A 16,949-nucleotide genomic window follows, 5' to 3' on the forward strand; every position below is an offset into this window, starting at 1 on the left:
GATCCGCTGACGATGACCGGCTTCAGGCGGGTCCGGACCGGCGCCCCGCGGCGGGACGTGAGGCGGCCGGGGTCAACGGCTCCTCACCGGCCGAGCCGCCAGGCGAGGAGTCCTTCGGGCGCCTCGGACCGGACGAACCCCGCCCCGGTCAGCTCCCCCTCGATCGTCTCCCACCGGGGGCGGTAGGCGTGGCCGGCGACCTCCTCCTCGTTGATCACCTTGTCGCCCTCGGTGATGCGGTAGAGGTAGCGGGCCCTGGCCGACTCCTCGTCCGAGTCGAGGATCTCCGACAGGACCGTGTAGGTGTGCCGGCCCACCTGGCGCGACTCCAGCTCCTGGAGGGGGCGCGGAGCCGGAGGCCCGCCGTCGCGCCAGGTGAAGACCAGCAGGCCGCCGGGCTCCAGCCGGGTCGCCAGCACCGGCCAGAGCCGCTTGCGGTAGTCCGGCTCCAGGGCGTACATCACGTTGATCATCACCATGGCCTCGACCGGCTCGGCCAGGTCCACGCTCAGCGCGTCGCAGGGGAGCACGGTCACACGCTTGAGCAGCTCCGGGCGCGCGCTCAGCCGGGACAGCAGCACCCCGCGCATGCCGGCCGAGGGCTCCAGAGCGAAGATCTCGGCCGGTGTCCAGTCGGCCAGCGACGTGGTGATCAGCCCGGTTCCCGCGCCGATCTCCAGGACGCTTCGCCGTACTCCGGAGAGAAGCGGGGGCAGCTTCTTGCGGATCTCCGGAACGTGCCCGCTCTCGTGGAGGAGGTCATAGAAGGGGAGGGAGATGAAGTCGGTCACGGCGGTCAACGCTACTTCAGATGCAGGGCACCGGGCGGGGCGAATCCGGGCGAGACGCCGCATCGGGGGCGGTGTCCTGATCGACGGCGCCCCGGGCGCTCGTGCTCGGCGGCGGTGTCCAGATGGTGGGCGGACACCACCGTTTTTCCCGATATCTTCGATCATGTATGCGCCGTCGTCCTGATCGTGGCGCGGCTTCCGGTGTCATGCCGGGATGGACACGACCGGGGGGTCGGATTGCGAGGTTCGCGGCGGCGACGGGCCGCGGTGTGGGCGGCGGGGGCGGCGGTGCTGCTGGCGCTCTGCGGCGGGGTGGCGTGGAACCTGACGCGGTTCGAAGCGCGTCATGAGGCCCTCACCGGGCCACCGGCCGACCTCATGATCCAGCCGGGGGTCAGCGCGGCGGAAGTCGAGGCGGTCAAGGGGGGCCTGCGCGCGGCCGACCGCTACCTCAGGTCCGCCCTCGGCCGGGGAGCGGACGAGCGGGTGGAGGTCCGCATCGCCCGCGAGCAGGGTTGCCGGTGGCCGATGAGCGCCACCGGCCCTGCCACCGCCTGGGCCGAGTCGCACTTCCTGTGCGTGAACACCATGTCGCCCACCTGGCGTGAGGTCATGGCCGGCGACGTCACCGCGGCGCAGAGCATCATCGCCCACGAGCACGTGCACAACCTGCAGGGACAGGTCGGCTGCGTGCGGCCCTCCGGCGAGCACGAATGGCTGTGGTTGTTCGAGGGCATGGCCGTCCACCTGGCCTATCAGGCCATGGTGGCCGAGGGCCGGTGGAAGGACGGGGAGGCGATCGACCAGATCCGCCGATGGGGGGTGGACGACCCGAAGCTGGGACCGCTGCAGGACTACGAGCGCACGGGGACCGGTCTGGGGGATCCGGCCTACGCCCTGTTCCACCTGGCGACCCGCTCACTGGTCGAGCAGTCCGAAGGGCCCCGGTCTCTCCTGGAGTTCTGCCGGGAGACCGCGCGGGGACGTCCGTGGCGCGAGGCGTTCGCAGGCGCGTTCGGCCTCTCGCCCGAGGCCTTCTACGCCCGTTTCGAGGAGGAGCGGCGGCGGGTGGCCGGAAGGCCCGGCGCCTGAAGGAAGCCGTAAGTAATCGGTAAACGGGGTCCGCCAAGCTGAAGGCACATCGAAACAGCGGGCCGGACGGGCCCGCCGCCTCTGAGGAGCGGAACATGAGCAAGGTCGTCGCAGTCATCTACATCTCGATGGACGGCGTCGTGGAGGAGCCCGCCTGGACCGCGCCGTTCTGGAACGACGACCACGGCAAGTTCCAGGCCGGCCAGCTCTCCTACAGCCGCGCCCTGCTCCTGGGCCGCGTCACCTACGACGGCATGTCCCAGGCCTGGCCGGCGATGGAGGCGGCCGGTGAGGACGTGGGCGAGATGAACAGCATCCCGAAGTACGTGGCCTCCACCACGCTCAAGGACCCGCAGTGGAACGCCACCGTCCTCGAAGGCGACGTCGCCCGGGCCGTCGCCGAGCTGAAGGCCGAGGACGGCAAGGACCTCCTGGTCTACGGCAGCGGCGAGCTGGTCAACTACCTGATCAAGCACGATCTCGTCGACGAGCTCAAGCTCTTCCTCCACCCGGTCATCGTCGGCAAGGGCAGGCGCCTGTTCCCCGAGGGCATCGACACCAAGACCTGGCGGCTCGCCGGGACCCAGGCCTTCAGCTCCGGTGCCATCGTGCTGGACTACCGTCCGGCGGTTCTTCAGGAGGCGTAGGACCGCAGCCCGGGCATCGCTCCTTCACCGCGGCGGGTGACCGGCACTCGGGGATCCTGCCTCCGGAGAGGGCGCTCCGGCTCCGGGACGACGCTCGGCCCCCGGACCTCTGAGCGGCTGAGGCGGGGCCGGACCGGCCCCGCCGGCCGCCGGATCGTCACAGGGGAGAAGCGGTGATCGCGATGAGCGACAATCAGCGCATGACGGCATCACTGACCGGCGCGATCCGGCTTCCTGACGGGGCCTGGGTTCGAGGTCGCGGACTGCGTGATCCCGCTCCCGGCGGGCCGCTTCCCGATTTCGGGCTCTACCTCGGCTCCTCGCGGCTGCGGCGCCGTCATCAGGCCGGGCTGCTCTGGCCCTGCGAATGGGTCCCCTGGCCGGACTTCCTGCTTCCCCTGGACCGGCATGCGGCCGCCCGCTCCATCATCCGCCTGCACGAGCAGGCGCGGTCGGGGCTCGCCGTCGAGGTCGCCTGCGGCGGCGGCGTCGGCCGGACCGGCACCGTCATGGCCTGCCTGGCCACTCGCACGGGTCTGTCCCCGGACGAGGCCGTCGGGTGGGCGCGCGAGCACCACCACCACCGCGCGGTCGAGACGCCCTGGCAGCGCCGGTGGGTGGCGTGGTTCTCCGCGCACGGCGGGTCCTGAACCCGGGCGATCCCCTTACCTGATCGTGGAGGAGATCACCAGCGGTCTGCCGCCGGCGCCGAGGAAGAAGATGCCGGGGAAGCCCTTGGTCTCGAACGCGGCGCTGCGGTTGCGGCGCAGTGCCGAGTGCTCGATGCGCAGGGTGCCGGTGCGGTCGTTGCTGACGAAGAAGACGGCTCCGCCGCCCTCGCGGGCGTGGTTGTCGCGGACGACCGAACCGGCGATCCGTACGGTGAACCTGTTCCCGTCGGCGTAGACGGCCCCGCCGCTGCCGCCGCCCGGGGTGCCGGCCTTCGCCGGGTTGGCGCCCCGCCCGACGGCCCTGTTGTGGGTGAAGACGCTGTTGAGCACCTCCCACGACACCCCGATGCCGCTGAGCGCGCCTCCGTTGGAGCACACCCCGCCCTGGCCGGGGGCTCCGCCGAACGTGCTGTTGACGACGTAGACCGGCAGGTCCCGCGACTGGTCGAGCACCCGGACGGCCGCCCCTCCCACGTCGGGGCCGGTGGGGTCGCAGCGGTTGCGGACGAACCGGGAGTTGACCACTTTGAGCCGGCCCCCGCGTACGAAGACGGCGCCGCCCCCTCCTCCGTCGAGCCGCTCCCCGGTGGCGTTGCCGTCGGCGAACGTCAGGTTCTGGACGGTGAGCTGGGGAGTCTTCTGGTCGTCGCAGTGGGACGTGGTCCACACCTGGGCCTTGTCGCAGGTGTTCATGTAGAGGATCCGGCGTTTGCCCCCGCCGCTGAGCGTCACCTTCCCGCCGCCGTCGATGACGACTCTCGTGCTGGTGTTGCGGATCTTCGCGGTGGCGGTCAGCGTGATGGTCACGGGCCTGGGGCCGCAGGAGAAGGTGATGACGCCGCCCGCGGCCACGGCCCTCACCACGGCCTGCGAGGTGCAGCTCCCGGGGGTGCCGTCGCCGACGACCCGGGTCGGGCGGGAGGTGTCGACCGGCCGGGCCTCCGCCGGGACGGGCGCGCGGCCGTCGGGGTTCCCCGGGCCGGACGCCTCCCGCGGTGCCCCGGTCTGCGCGGAACCCGCGTACGGCAGGGCCGCTGGGAGGCCCGCGCGCGGCGGGGCCGCCACGGCCGGAGACTGGCCGGTCCACGCGCATGTCGAGACGGTGAGTCCCGACACCACCGAGGCAAGGAGCGCCTTGCGCCGCAATCGCATGAGCCGAGGCTAGCGGGGGACCAGTGACCGTATTGTCACTTTGGAGTGATCGGTCCCCGGCGTCCGGTCACGCGGGCGCGCCGCCTTGGCCCGGGGGCGGTCCGTCTCGTCCGGCAGGCGGAAGGCGAGGACGTCGAGGTCGTCGACGGCGATCCCGGGGTGGCGTGCCTTCAGGCGGCCGACGGCGGGGTCGGGGTCGTGCAGGTGGAGCCATGTCCTGACCTCGGGAGGCAGGCCCGTCGTGCCGACGTAGATCACCTGGGGGCCGAGCAGCCAGACATAGATCCAGGAGCCGGAACCGGTCAGTTCCCCGGCGCGGACGCGCAGCTCGACAAGATCACGTGCCATGGGGGAATCATGCACCGCCCTTGCGGCCTCTGCGGCGAATCCGCCAGGATCTTCCCCGTTGTTACGCGGAGAGCGGGGGATTCACGTGAAACATCGTCCCATGGCGGCTGCCGCCATCGCGGCGGCACTGGCCTCAGGAACCGGAACCGCTCAGGCGGACGTCTCCGCGGGGGCCGCGGTCGGGGACGTGCGCGCGGCTCCGGCGGCCGTCGGGGCGCTGCACGGGCCGGCCGTTCCCGGGGTGGACGTCAGCAACTGGACCGGGGAGATCGACTGGGGGAGCGTCGCGGGGAGCGGGACGGCGTTCGCGTTCGTGTACGCCTCCGAGGGGCTGGACTACGTCAACGAGCGCTTCGAGGCCCAGTACGGCGGTGCCGCCGAGGCCGGGCTGCTGCGGGGGGCCTACCACTTCGCCCAGCCGCACGAGTCCGGCGGGACCGCGCAGGCCGACTTCTTCGTCGACAACGGCGGCGCCTGGACCCCCGACGGGAAGACCCTGCCGGGCGTGCTGGACGTGGAGGACAACCCGTACAACAACCGCAACGGCCTCAATAGCTGCTACGGCCTCGACAAGCAGAAGATGGTCGCCTGGATCGGCGACTTCACCCGCCGCTACCGGCAGCGGACCGGTCGGGACGCGATCATCTACACCACCACCAGCTGGTGGCGGACCTGCACCGGAGACTCCCCCGCGTTCGGCCGCCACCCGCTCTGGCTGGCCCGGTGGGGCGCCGAGCCGGGAGAGCTCCCGGCGGGCTGGACCCGGCACACCTTCTGGCAGTCGGCCGACAGGGGGCGGGGCCTGCCCGGCGGGCAGAACTCCTTCAACGGCACGCTCTCGCAGCTCAAGCTGCTCGCCAGGCCGCGCTCGGCGGTCAAGGCGACGGGCCGGGTCACCGGGAACACCTACACCGTGACGGTCGCCAACACCACCGGCAAGCCGGTCACGGCGCTCAAGGTCTCCGGCCGCACGTTCGGCGGGCAGAAGATCGCCAAGGTCGGCGAGGGGTGCCGGTTCAGCGGTACGGCGGTGCGCTGCACGATCGCCAGGCTGGCACCCGGCGCGGCGACGAGGCTGACCATCGTCACCAGGCCCGCCGCGCCGACGGCGGAGACGAAGGGAATGAAGATCACGGTCGGCACGGTGAACCTGACCCTGACCGCCAGGACGCGGTGAGCCCGGGCGCCGCCGCGCCCTGCTTGCCGGGCGGTGCGGCCACTCCCCCTCATGGTCATCTCCCCGGTGGGGAAACCGTGCCGCCGCGTGCCCGCCCGAGCGCGATCTGGCACGCTCGGAGGCATGGCTGAGCGGTGGCGGGAAATCGGTGATCGGGTCTACACCCGCAGGCACGAGTCGTTCGACCTGAACGTCGGGCTGGTCGTCGGCGACGAGGGCTGCCTGGTCGTCGACACGCGCATGTCCCACCGCCAGGCCCGCGAGCTGGTCGCGGCGATCCGCACGGTCACCGCCCTGCCCTGGACCGTGGTCAACACCCACGCCCACTTCGACCACTTCTTCGGCAACGCGGTCTTCCTGCCCGCCGACATCTGGGGTCACGTCAGGTGCGCCGAGACGGCCGAGGCCACCGGCGAGGCGCAGCGGCGGAAGTGGTCCCACGAGGGCCCGGAGGAGCTGGCCGAGGTGGAGATCACCCCGCCGGGCCGTACGTTCACCGACACCGTGACCCTCGACCTCGGCGGGCGCGCGGTCCGGCTGCGCCACCTCGGCCGGGGGCACACCGACAACGACGTCGTGGCCGAGGTGCCCGACGCCGGGGTGGTCTTCGCGGGGGACCTGGTCGAAGAGGGGGCGCCGCCGCAGTTCGGGGACGGCTTCCCCCTGGAGTGGCCCGGCACGCTCGCCCGCCTGCTCGACCTGCCGGGCGAGGTGGTCGTGCCCGGCCACGGCGCCGTCGTCGACCGCGACTTCGTACGGCGCCAGCACGCCGACCACGTCACCGCCGTCGAGATCCTCACCGCCGGAGGCGACCCCGCCCGCATCCCGTTCCCGGAGGAGACGGTGGCAGAGATCGTCGCGCGCCTCGGACGTCTCCGCGGCGAGGGTGAGGCATAGCGGGACCCACCGCTCCCTGGCCACGCTCCGCGCGCCCGAGCCGTACACGATCTTCGGGGAGGCGAGGGCATGACCATCGGCGAGCTCGTCCGGCAGACCTTCCGTGAGTGGTCGGAAGCCGATCCCGTACGGGAGAGCCGATCCCGCACGGCTCGTTGATAGTGCAGAATGCAATAAAGAAGTCTGCATGAGGAGAAGCGATGGCCCGGGGCCTGGATCTGACAGGTCTGACCGTGCTCGCGCTGCTCTCGGTCAAGCCGAGCCACCCCTACGAGATGCACCGGTTCATTCTCGACACGCACAAGGACTACGTGACCGGGCTTCCCCGCAGCCTCTACCACGCGGTCGATCGCCTGGCCGCCGACGAGCTGATCGTTCCGGTGGAGACGAGCAGGGAAGGGCGGCGTCCCGAGCGCACGGTCTACGAGCTGACCGGTGAGGGCAGGGCGGAGCTGGCGACGCGGTTGCGGCGGCTGCTGGAGGAACCGGGACCCGACACGCGGGGCTTCCTGGCCGCGATCTCACTGATCGGGTGCCTGCCGGTGCCCCAGGCCGTACGGGCGCTGCGAGCCCGTACGGCCACGCTCCAGGGCATGATCGTCGGCTTCGACGCCCACCTGAGGGGGCTGGGGGACGGCGGGCTTCCCCGCGTGCTCACGCTGGAGCTGGAGTGCGAACGCGCGTTGCGGAGCGCCGAGCTCGACTGGGTCGGGGGCGTGCTGGACCGGCTGGAGTCCGGTGAGATCACCTGGTCCGGGAGCCTCGGGCGCGACCTCCTCGACCGGCTGGACGGCGAGACAGGAGACCTGGGATGAGGAAGACGCTGCTGTGCGAGGTCGCCGGAGTGATCGCGGCCCCGGTCGCGCGAGTGGAGGAGCTGGTGCTCACGGTCGGCCCGGGCACGGTCGGTCCGGGCAACGCCTGGCTGCTGTCGGACCACGGCGGCGTCCTGCGGGGCGGGCCGGGCCGGTTCACGCTCCGGCTGCCCGGACACTCGATGACCGTCGACGTCACCGGCCGCACCTTCGCGGTCCAGGGCGGGTGGTGGTACCGGGGGGAGTACACCGTGGGACCGCACCCGGAGGGCACGCTCCTGACCCACCGGGTCTACAACGCCGCGAGCCGGGGGCGCTGGGCGGTCCCGCTGGCCAACCGTTTCTTCGCGGGGTTCGGCGAGAGCACGAGGGACGGCTTCGCGGCCGGGCTGGAGCGGATCGGGCGGGAGCTGGGCTGCGCGACGCACCTGGCGTGACCCGGCATGGCGGAGCCGGGTCACCCGAGCCGGATGACGCCGCGGCGGGGCGGACGGTGCGACGGCGGAGGCGGCCGGACGGGAGCGGGGGTCATGCGCCCGGAAAACCAGTCGCAGTACGGGCGAACCGGAATCTATGCTCCGGGTTCATGAGGCCTGAGTGGGTGCCGCTGTCCCTGGACGACACCGGCGCGCTGACCGAACTGCTGGCTGCGATCGAGGCCGAGGACAGGACCGGGGAGAACCACGGCGCCGACGACGTCGCCGAGGAGTTCGCCAACCCGCTGGTCGACCTGGCGGAGGGCACGCTGGCCTGCTGGGACGACGGCAGGCCGGTGGCCTTCGCCGTGCTCATGTCCCGCCCCGCCGCCGAGCCGGTCCACCAGATGATCCTCTGGGGCGGCGTCCACCCCGCCCACCGCCGCCGGGGTCTGGGCCGGCACCTGCTCGACTGGGCCGCCCGGACCGCGCCGGTGCTCCACGAGCGCCGGTTCCCGGGGCAACCGCTCGAACTGCACCTGTACACCGACGACCGCAACGAGGGCGCGAAGGCGCTGGCCGCCGCGGCAGGCATGACCCAGGTCCGGTGGTTCTACGACATGAGGCGGGACCTGGCCCGCGAGCTGCCGGAGTCGCTCCTCCCCGAGGAGTTGAAGATCACCGGCTACCGCGAGGACCTGGAGGACGCCGTCCGCGAGGTGCGCAACGCCTCCTTCTCCGACCACTGGGGCAGTGTCCCGCACACGGCGGAGACCTGGCGGGCCGCGCTCGTCGGGACGCGGTCCTTCCGCCCGGAGAGCTCGTTCGTCGCGGTGGACGGCTCCGGCAGGTGCGTGGGCGTGCTGCTCACGCAGCACTACGAGGCCGACACCGAGGCCACGGGTGTCCGCGAGGCATGGATCCAGATCATCGGCACCCTGCGCGAGTGGCGGGGCCGAGGGGTGGCGAGCGCGCTGATCGCCTACGCCCTCGCCGAGTTCCGAGAGCAGGGGTACGCCAGGGCGGGCCTGGGGGTGGACGCCGACAACCCGACCGGCGCGCTCGGGATCTACACCCGCGCCGGGTTCGAGATCGAGCACCGCCAGATCACCTACGCGCTCCCGCTCGGCTGAGCCGGACGACCCTCCGGCCGCGCGGGCGGCCCCGGCACGGCGGGGTTCCGCCGCCGAGCCGAGCCCGGGGATCACACCGCCGGAAGGCGCGCGCGGAGGCGGGCTCCCGGCGGTCCCGGGGCGACCGCCAGAGTGCCGCCGTGCCGCCGTGCGATGTCCCTGGCGATCGCCAGCCCGAGCCCGGAGCCGCCCGCGTCCCGGTCCCTGGCCTCGTCCAGCCGGGTGAACCGGTCGAAGACCGCCTCGTGGTGCTCGGCGGGGATGCCGGGCCCGTCGTCGCACACCTCCAGCACGGCTCCGCTCTCGCCTGCGGTCAGGCGGACGGTCACCGCGGAGTCCGCATGCCGTACGGCGTTGTCCACCAGGTTGGCCACCAGGCGGCGCAGCTGCCCTGCCGAGCCGCGGACGACCACATCGGCGGCGACCTCCAGGCCGACCCGCACCTCCGGCCGGGGCCGGGACCGGGCGGCCTCCTCCGCGGCGACCTGGCCCAGGTCCACCTCCTCGTGCCGGTCCGGCTCACCGGCGTCCAGCCGGGCCAGGAGCAGCAGATCGGAGGTGAGCGCCTGGATCCGCTCCACGTCCGTCAGCGCCTCGGCGGTCAGCGGCCCGGGCGGGGCCAGTTCCATGCGGGTGCGCAGGATCGCCAGCGGGCTGCGCAGCTCGTGGGCGGCGTCGGCGACGAAGCGCTTGTGACGGCTGACGGCCGACTCCAGGCGGTCGAGCGTGCGGTTCATGGTCTCCGCCAGACGGGTGATCTCGTCGCGGGCCCGCGGCACGGGGACCCGGCGGTGCAGGTCACTGGCGGTGATGTCGGCCATCTCCGCGCGGATCGCCGAGACCGGGGCGAGGGCCCGGCCGACCGCGAGCCAGGTGAGGGCGGCGACCAGCAGCAGCAGCGCGGGGATGCCGGGCAGCAGCACGCTCTTCAGCGTCTCCAGCGCGGCGCGCGCCGGTTCCAGGGAGGCCCTGGCCTGGACGAGCAGCGGGCCTTCGGCGGTGTCGACCGGTGCCGTCGCGGTGACATAGGCGCCCGCGGGGGCCCACTGCGCGGCCGGTACGGCGGGCACGACGGTGGCGCTGAACTCCGCGGCGGGGGCGCCGGTGAGGCCGGGAGCGCCGTCACCGGACACGGTGGTGCTCTTCCCGCCGGGCGCTGCGGTGGTCTTCCCGCCGAGCGAGGCGGCCGGATCGGGGTTCTCCACGCCGCTCCGCAGGACGACCGTCACCCATCCGTTCGTGAGCGGTGCGTCCTCTCTGAGGATCTGGACGTCGGGGTCCACGGCCCCGCTGACCGTGTCGGAGGAGAGCGTCAGAGAGGAGAGCATCCCGGCCGTGACGTCGGCGCGCCGCCCGGCCTCGGCGACGGCGCTCTCGGCCAGGCTCCCGCCGAGGACGCCGGCCAGCACGGCCGCGGCGACCCCGAGCGCGACCGCGACGATCGCGGTCGCCGCGAGGGTGGCCCGGACCCGTACCGACAGCCGTGACATCTCAGGCCTCCAGCCGGTAGCCGGCGCCGCGCACGGTCACCAGGGAGGACCGGCCGAACGGGGCGTCGATCTTCCGGCGGAGCGCGCTGACGTAGACCTCGACGATGTTCGGGTCGCCGTCGTAGGAGAAGTCCCAGGCCTGGGCGAGCAGCTCGCTCTTGGAGACCACCTCGCCCTGCCGGCGGGCCAGGCCGTGCAGGACCGCGAACTCCTTCGGGGTGAGGGCGATCTCCGTCCCGCCCCGGCGGCAGCGCAGCCCCGCCGGGTCGACGACCAGGTCGCCGACCGTGAGGGCGACCGGGCGGGCCGTGCCGCCCCGGCGGATCAGCGCGCGCAGCCGGGCCAGCAGCACCACGTAGGAGAACGGCTTGGACAGGAAGTCGTCGGCTCCGGTGTCCAGGGCCTCCGCCTCGTCGTGCACCCCGTCCTTGGCGGTGAGCATCAGGATGGGGGTCCAGTTCTCCGCCTCGCGGAGCCTGGCGCAGACGGTGTAGCCGTTCATCCGGGGCAGCATGACGTCGAGGATGACCACGTCGTAGGCGTTCTCGGTCGCCATCCACAGCCCGTCGCGCCCGTCGTGGGCGACGTCCACCGCGAACCCCTCGCCGGTCAGTCCGCTTCTCAGCAGGTCGGCCAGGCGCTTCTCGTCCTCCACCAGCAGCACGCGCATGCCTCCAGCCTGGCGCACGCCACCTAAAGCCAACCTGAAGACGGGTTCGGGCGCCTTCAGGCCCTCTTCAGGTGCCGGGCGGGAGTGTGTGCCCGGCGGCTCGTCCCGACCGGCTCGCGACCGGCCGGGACGAGCGCCGCCGGACGACCTCGACCGATTCCGACCGACCAAGGAGAACCGAGCATGCGGATCCGTTTCCTCGCCGCCGCCGTGGTCACCGCGGGAGCCCTCATGGCGACCCTGACCGGTGCGGCCAACGCCGACACCCCCGACACCCCCGGCACTCCCAGCCCTCCGCCCTCCGCCGAGAAGGGCTTCTCCATCGTCTGCGAAGCGGGCGGGGACCATCCCCACATCACGGCGCACAAGCTCACCGACGAGGAGATGAAGGAACTGGCGGCCGAGGGGCCGAAGATGACCGTGCGCGTCCAGGCGGTGCCGGCCGACCCCGCCGGGCCGGGCGGCGCGCCGGGGACTCCGCAGGCCGGACACGTGGTGGTCACCGGGCCGGACGGCATCGTGAAGCGGCTGGCGAAGCTGCCGGAGGCGATCGAGATGACCCTGGCGGCTCCGGCCGAGCCCGGGGAAGCCGGCAACCCGGACATGAAGGTGGAGGTCGTCCCGGCCCCCGAGGAGGCGGCCGCCGCCTGCGCCGAGAAGCAGGAGTAGCGCGCGGCGCGGGCCGTACCTGACGGGGACCGGTACGGCTCCCGCCCTCGGCTCCGGCGTGCGGCCGGAGGCCGGGCGGGCGGAGATCGGGCCGGTCGGGACCCGCGGATCCGGGCGTGCGGCTCGGCTCCGCGGGTCCGGTGGCGCGGGCCCGGGCGTGCGGCCCGGGCCCGCGTTCCGGGAGGGCGGAGGCGGGGGCCCGGGACGCCGGGTCAGTCCTCGGGGAAGGACGGGTGCGGGCCCAGCGCCCAGTACTCGTAGAGGCCGTGGCCGACCTGCGGACCCTGCGCGGCCCCCGAAGGATCGTCGTACTCGAAGCGGCCGACCGCGTCGACCAGGCCCCACATGCGGGCGGCGTCCTCCGGGAAGGTGTGGGTGACGCCCTGCACCACCGGGCCGGGGCCCTGGTACATGCCGTGCTTCCAGTCCGGTTCCAGGCCATACCCGGTGCCCACCATCAGGTGGACCGGGAGGATCGGGGTGCAGTGCACGTCGAAGGGCTTCCCGCCCGGCGGGGAGAAGGAGATCGTCGCCTCCCGGACCTCCCGGGTGCCCTCCAGATAGACCGGACGGTACTCGGGGCGTCCGAGATACTCCTGCTCGCCCTCCCGGTCGGAGCCGAAACCCCACACCCGGACGGCCTCCTCCAGCACCCGGCGGCCCTTCTCGTCCTCCTGGATGATGCAGAGGATGGCGTGGTCGTCGAACTGCATGGGCGTGTAGAGCCAGTAGAAGGTCCCGGCGTTCTTCGCCTGGATGCCGGGGGGTTCGGGCTCGCCCACGGGCCGGACGCCCCAGGAGCGGTCGCGGGTGCCCTGCCACCGGTCCGGGGTGACCTCGATCCGCTCGTCACCGATCATGATGTGCCCGGTCCACCGCCCGGTCTGGGCCATCCGCGCGGAGTCGAACACGACGCGCTCCTGCCAGCGCAGGAAGTGGCGCGGCTCCAGGGTGGCCGGGACCGTCCCCTCCCAGGTCAGGTCGTAGGAGAGCCCGTGCTCGGTGGGGTCGAGCACGACCCTGAGCCTCCGCAGGCCCTCGATCACCTCGACCCGGAACGGGCCGATCTCGGTGTTCATCCGGTCGTCGCCCAGCTCCCGGGAGGCACGGACGACCCGGTGCACGTCCCGGTGGCGCACGCAGGCGAAGGCGTCGGTGACGCCGAGGTTCGGGTACTGGCCGACGCCGATGATCAGCATCAGCTCGTCGGACCCGGCATGGCAGTTGAAGTAGTAGCGGTCGTAGAAGTTGCGGTCCGAGGTCGTGACGTGCCGCATCACCTCGGGTGACTGGTGGACGGGGTGGTCGTCGAGCGGTGACAGCGTCATCCGTGCTCCTCAGTGGCCGGGGAACACGTTCTAACAAGCGCTTGGTGGAATCGTCAACACCGCCGCGGACCCGGCCCGGCCGCGCAAAGGGGTACGGCCCGCACCGTCGCGGTGCGGGCCGTACCCGTGAAGCTCCGCCCGGTCAGGGCAGTTTGGTGGCGGAAGTCGAGGACGACTCGGTGCTGATCTTGTTGCCGAACTCGTCCGACGAGGGGTCCGCCTTGTGGCCGAACTCCTCGGCCCGGTTCCGCACCCCTCCGGCGGCGCTGGAGACCTTGTCCGCCGCGGTCCGGGCCTTGTCGCTCACCCAGTGGGACGCGTCGGCCGCGCTGCCCTTCACCGAACCCGCCCACTGATCGGTGTTCTTGCGGTACATCGCGAAGCCGGCGGCTCCGACCGCGACGCCGGTGAGCAGCAGGACCATCGGCCAGTTGCGAGACCTGCCCCGGGGGGCGGGATCGACCTTCGCCGCGGCCTCGGACAGCATCGCGGCTATCCGTGGCGCGAGTTGGTCCTCGAAAGAGTGGGCGGCGGCGTCTAGTCTTGGTGCGGCCCACCCACGAGCATCGATGATCTTTTCGGCGGCCGCGTGGCGGGCCGTCTCACGGGCTTGGGCGGCCATCGGGCCGACCTGCTCGGCAGCTCGCATGAGCTGGGTCTTCGCCAGGCGCAGGCGTGTTTCCGGCATCACCGTGGTGGTGCGGCGCTTTCCAAATAGTGCAAGAGGCACAGCAACTCCTCCCCTGTCGTTGGGGCCCCGCAGGCACCCCTTCCCGCTCGAAAGCGGCTCAATCATGACCGGCCGTGGGAGGATGCTGGATGGGCCGGTGACGGCCGCAGTTCCCAAAACACCACAAACGCAGCGCCTTGTACAGGCTTTGCCAGATGATCTGAAGGGGGCAGTCCGATCGTGGCTGAGAAGTTGATCGCGACCCTCAACACCAACCGCGGCGCCGTGAAGGTCCAGCTCTTCCCGGACCACGCGCCGAAGACCGTGCGCAACTTCGTCGAGCTGGCCGAGGGCACCCGGGAGTGGACGCACCCCGAGACCGGCGAGAAGACCAACGCCAAGCTCTACGACGGCACCATCTTCCACCGGGTCATCTCGGGCTTCATGATCCAGGGCGGCGACCCGCTGGGCCAGGGCATCGGCGGTCCGGGCTACAAGTTCGACGACGAGATCCACCCGGACCTCTACTTCAACCGCCCCTACCTGCTCGCCATGGCCAACGCCGGCATCCAGATGGGCCGGGGCACCAACGGCTCGCAGTTCTTCATCACCGTGGTGCCCACGCCGCACCTCAACGGCAAGCACACCATCTTCGGGGAGGTCGTCGAGGGCCAGGACGTCGTCGACGCCATCGCCAAGACCCCCACCGCCCGCGGCGACCGTCCCATCGACGACGTCGTGCTGGAGTCGGTCACCATCGACCGCGTCCAGGGCTGATCCGTCCGTACGGCGGCCGCCGCCGGCGGTCATCCTGTTGACCGCCGGCGGCGGCCGCCGCACGCACCCCGGACTCTGCATAGGGTGGGCACGGAAGAAAGCACGGTCGAAAGGGCCATCACGACGCCATGACCACCCAGCCTCCCGGCGAGCCCGGCACCCAGGCCGTCCCCACCTGCTACCGCCATCCGGACCGCGAGACCTACGTGCGCTGCCAGCGGTGCGAGCGGCCCATCTGTCCCGACTGCATGCGCGACGCCGCGGTCGGTTTCCAGTGCCCCGAGTGCGTGGCCGAGGGCAACCGGGGAGTACGGCAGGCGAAGGCGGTCTTCGGCGGCCGGGCGGTCACCGCGCCCCGGGTCACCTGGGCGCTGCTGGCCGTCAACGTCCTGGCGTATCTGGCGGAGACGGTCGCCGCCGACCGGGTGCTGGGCGACTTCGCGATGAGCTCGGGCGACGTCGCCTACGGCGGCGAGTGGTGGCGCCTGCTCACCGGGGCCTTCCTGCACGCCCCGCTGGGCAGCAGTTTCTCGATCACCCACATCCTGTTCAACATGTGGGCGCTCTACACCATCGGCCCGGAGCTGGAGCGGCGCCTCGGCTCCACCCGGTTCCTGGCGCTCTACCTGCTCTCCGCGTTCGGCGGGTCCGTCGCGGTCTACCTGTTCGGCATCGCCGCGGTGGGCGCCTCGGGCGCGATCTACGGCATGTTCGGCGCGCTGTTCGTGGTCTCCCGCAAGCTCGGCTACGACGCCCGCGGCGTGATCTGGCTGATCGGCATCAACGTGGTGCTCACCTTCGTGATCCCCGGCATCAGCTGGCAGGGCCACCTGGGCGGCCTCGTCACCGGCGCCCTGGTCAGCGCGATCCTCGTCTACGCCCCGGCCAGGAGCCGGAACGCGGTCCAGTGGGGCGGGTGCGCGGCGGTCCTGCTGGCGCTGGTCGCCGTGGTCCTCTTGCTGCCGCCGTTCGCCTTCGACGCGTTGATCACGTCCGGTGGCTGATCCACACCCTGATGCGTCCCCAGGGTGTGGATATGTCTGTGGAAACTTCTAACGCCAGCGGGTGGAAAGCACCACACCGAAGATGATGAAAGCAAACCCGATCAGCAGGTTCCAGTTCTCGAGCGTGCCGATGAAGGGCGCGTTGGGCGCCACGTAGTAAACGGAGATCCACAGGATCCCGATGATCCACGAGGCCACCATGACCGGGGCCAGCCAGCGCGGGCTCACCTTGACCTGCTTGGACATCTGCGGCGGGGTGTAGACCGCCTTCTTGCGAGCCTTGGACTTGGGCACTGGGGTTCTCCTGCGTCAACCCTGCGCGATCCGGAGCGTGCGCAGGTTCTGTCAGCTAGCGTAATCGCTGGTGAGCGACGACCGGAGTAAGGATAGTCGGCGCATGCGGGACATGGCGATCCCGCGGGCGCTCCCATTCTCCGCCGAACGGGTCCCGGCGCCCCGGGTGTCGGGCTCTCGGCCTCCTCCACAGGGCCCGTATCCTCGGATGTCGTGTTCGCCTGGTCCGAGCCGCGCGCTCGTCATCGTCCCTCCGGCCGCGTGGTCGTGGGCCGATGACCCGCGTCCTCGTCGTGGACAACCACGACAGCTTCGTCCACACCATCGTCCAGTACCTCCGTGAGCTCGGCGCCGACTGCGACGTGCGTCCCCGCGACCACGTCGCGGTCGAGGACGCCGACGGCTTCGACGGGGTCCTGATCAGCCCCGGGCCCGGCACTCCCGAGGAGGCGGGGGTGAGCGTCCCGCTCGTCGGGCACTGCGAGGCCCGCGGGCTTCCGCTGCTCGGCGTCTGCCTGGGGCACCAGGCGATCGCGGTGGCGCACGGCGCGACCGTGGCGCGGGCTCCCGAGCTGATGCACGGCCGGACGAGCGCGATCTCCCACGACGGGAAGGGTCTCTTCGCCGGGTTGCCGTCCCCGGTCGTCATGACGCGCTACCACTCGCTGGCCGTACGGCCCGAGACGGTGCCCGAGGTCCTGGAGGTCACCGCGACCACCGCCGACGGGGTGATCATGGGTTTGCGGCACCGTACGGCCCCGGTGGAGGGCGTGCAGTTCCACCCCGAGTCGGTGATCTCCGAGCACGGCCACCGGTTGCTCGGAAACTGGCTCGCCGGAATCGTGTAACGCCGCGAGCGTCCCGACCGACTAACCAGTGAGCCCTTCCGCCATTGCCCCCGAGTGGCG

Annotated in this window: 20 protein-coding genes; 12 read left to right on the forward strand and 8 right to left on the reverse strand. The window is 72.0% G+C overall.

Features of this window, described 5'->3' with window-relative positions; translation table 11 throughout:
* Positions 1 to 83: 83 nt before the first annotated feature.
* On the reverse strand, positions 84 to 791 hold the full coding sequence (locus HS041_RS04510) for a class I SAM-dependent methyltransferase (protein WP_196439236.1): 708 nt from the start codon (positions 789 to 791) through the stop codon (positions 84 to 86).
* Between the two features lie 237 nt (positions 792 to 1,028).
* Here HS041_RS04510 and HS041_RS04515 point away from each other — a divergent pair, with 237 nt between their 5' ends.
* From HS041_RS04515 to HS041_RS04525, 3 genes are all read left to right on the forward strand, one after another.
* On the forward strand, positions 1,029 to 1,883 hold the full coding sequence (locus HS041_RS04515) for a hypothetical protein (protein ID WP_196439237.1): 855 nt from the start codon (positions 1,029 to 1,031) through the stop codon (positions 1,881 to 1,883).
* Positions 1,884 to 1,978: 95 nt separating this feature from the next.
* Positions 1,979 to 2,530: a dihydrofolate reductase family protein gene (locus HS041_RS04520; protein WP_196439238.1), complete on the forward strand. Its 552-nt coding sequence runs from the start codon at positions 1,979 to 1,981 to the stop codon at positions 2,528 to 2,530.
* Between the two features lie 200 nt (positions 2,531 to 2,730).
* A complete protein-coding gene (locus HS041_RS04525; protein ID WP_196439239.1) occupies positions 2,731 to 3,180 on the forward strand; it encodes a phosphatase domain-containing protein in 450 nt (149 codons plus the stop codon).
* Positions 3,181 to 3,195: 15 nt separating this feature from the next.
* Here the strand turns inward: HS041_RS04525 and HS041_RS04530 are convergent, their stop codons facing one another.
* Positions 3,196 to 4,353 (reverse strand): hypothetical protein, encoded by a 1,158-nt coding sequence (locus tag HS041_RS04530; RefSeq protein WP_196439240.1) that lies wholly within the window; start codon positions 4,351 to 4,353, stop codon positions 3,196 to 3,198.
* Positions 4,354 to 4,362: 9 nt separating this feature from the next.
* Positions 4,363 to 4,701, reverse strand: coding sequence for a hypothetical protein (locus tag HS041_RS04535; RefSeq protein WP_196439241.1), 339 nt, complete (start codon positions 4,699 to 4,701; stop codon positions 4,363 to 4,365).
* A gap of 100 nt (positions 4,702 to 4,801) precedes the next feature.
* Here HS041_RS04535 and HS041_RS04540 point away from each other — a divergent pair, with 100 nt between their 5' ends.
* From HS041_RS04540 to HS041_RS04560, 5 genes are all read left to right on the forward strand, one after another.
* Entirely contained in the window at positions 4,802 to 5,878 is a 1,077-nt protein-coding gene (locus HS041_RS04540; RefSeq protein ID WP_196439242.1) for a lysozyme, read from the forward strand.
* 123 nt (positions 5,879 to 6,001) lie between these two features.
* A complete protein-coding gene (locus tag HS041_RS04545; protein WP_196439243.1) occupies positions 6,002 to 6,775 on the forward strand; it encodes an MBL fold metallo-hydrolase in 774 nt (257 codons plus the stop codon).
* Positions 6,776 to 6,975: 200 nt separating this feature from the next.
* Positions 6,976 to 7,590: a PadR family transcriptional regulator gene (locus HS041_RS04550; protein ID WP_196439244.1), complete on the forward strand. Its 615-nt coding sequence runs from the start codon at positions 6,976 to 6,978 to the stop codon at positions 7,588 to 7,590.
* Entirely contained in the window at positions 7,587 to 8,027 is a 441-nt protein-coding gene (locus tag HS041_RS04555; protein WP_196439245.1) for a hypothetical protein, read from the forward strand. The genes HS041_RS04550 and HS041_RS04555 overlap by 4 nt, the downstream gene beginning before the upstream one ends.
* 149 nt (positions 8,028 to 8,176) lie before the next feature.
* Complete coding sequence (locus HS041_RS04560) at positions 8,177 to 9,139, forward strand: GNAT family N-acetyltransferase (protein WP_196439246.1); 963 nt, start codon at positions 8,177 to 8,179, stop codon at positions 9,137 to 9,139.
* 71 nt (positions 9,140 to 9,210) lie between these two features.
* On the opposite strand, the gene HS041_RS04565 is transcribed toward HS041_RS04560, so the two are convergent.
* Positions 9,211 to 10,629 (reverse strand): sensor histidine kinase, encoded by a 1,419-nt coding sequence (locus HS041_RS04565; RefSeq protein ID WP_196439247.1) that lies wholly within the window; start codon positions 10,627 to 10,629, stop codon positions 9,211 to 9,213.
* Position 10,630: 1 nt separating this feature from the next.
* Positions 10,631 to 11,299, reverse strand: coding sequence for a response regulator transcription factor (locus HS041_RS04570; RefSeq protein ID WP_196439248.1), 669 nt, complete (start codon positions 11,297 to 11,299; stop codon positions 10,631 to 10,633).
* Positions 11,300 to 11,482: 183 nt separating this feature from the next.
* On the opposite strand from HS041_RS04570, the gene HS041_RS04575 reads away from it, so the two are divergent.
* The gene (locus tag HS041_RS04575; protein WP_196439249.1) at positions 11,483 to 11,968 is read left to right on the forward strand and encodes a hypothetical protein; all 486 of its coding nucleotides are present in this window, start codon (positions 11,483 to 11,485) and stop codon (positions 11,966 to 11,968) included.
* Positions 11,969 to 12,180: 212 nt separating this feature from the next.
* On the opposite strand, the gene HS041_RS04580 is transcribed toward HS041_RS04575, so the two are convergent.
* Positions 12,181 to 13,296 (reverse strand): Rv3169 family protein, encoded by a 1,116-nt coding sequence (locus HS041_RS04580; protein WP_196439250.1) that lies wholly within the window; start codon positions 13,294 to 13,296, stop codon positions 12,181 to 12,183.
* Positions 13,297 to 13,438: 142 nt separating this feature from the next.
* Entirely contained in the window at positions 13,439 to 13,984 is a 546-nt protein-coding gene (locus HS041_RS04585) for a hypothetical protein (RefSeq protein ID WP_196439251.1), read from the reverse strand.
* Between the two features lie 222 nt (positions 13,985 to 14,206).
* Here HS041_RS04585 and HS041_RS04590 point away from each other — a divergent pair, with 222 nt between their 5' ends.
* Together HS041_RS04590 and HS041_RS04595 are read left to right on the forward strand one after the other, a co-directional pair.
* A complete protein-coding gene (locus tag HS041_RS04590) occupies positions 14,207 to 14,743 on the forward strand; it encodes a peptidylprolyl isomerase (RefSeq protein WP_196439252.1) in 537 nt (178 codons plus the stop codon).
* 128 nt (positions 14,744 to 14,871) lie between these two features.
* Positions 14,872 to 15,747: a rhomboid family intramembrane serine protease gene (locus tag HS041_RS04595; protein ID WP_196439253.1), complete on the forward strand. Its 876-nt coding sequence runs from the start codon at positions 14,872 to 14,874 to the stop codon at positions 15,745 to 15,747.
* A gap of 48 nt (positions 15,748 to 15,795) precedes the next feature.
* Here the strand turns inward: HS041_RS04595 and HS041_RS04600 are convergent, their stop codons facing one another.
* Positions 15,796 to 16,041: a cell division protein CrgA gene (locus tag HS041_RS04600; RefSeq protein WP_196439254.1), complete on the reverse strand. Its 246-nt coding sequence runs from the start codon at positions 16,039 to 16,041 to the stop codon at positions 15,796 to 15,798.
* A gap of 275 nt (positions 16,042 to 16,316) precedes the next feature.
* On the opposite strand from HS041_RS04600, the gene HS041_RS04605 reads away from it, so the two are divergent.
* Positions 16,317 to 16,889 carry an anthranilate synthase component II gene (locus HS041_RS04605; protein WP_196439255.1) on the forward strand — a complete coding sequence of 191 codons (573 nt, stop codon included), beginning with the start codon at positions 16,317 to 16,319 and terminating at the stop codon, positions 16,887 to 16,889.
* Positions 16,890 to 16,949: the final 60 nt, after the last annotated feature.

It is taken from the genome of Planomonospora sp. ID67723 (genome assembly GCF_015711605.1).
In the GTDB taxonomy this organism is placed as follows: Bacteria; Actinomycetota; Actinomycetes; order Streptosporangiales; family Streptosporangiaceae; genus Planomonospora_A.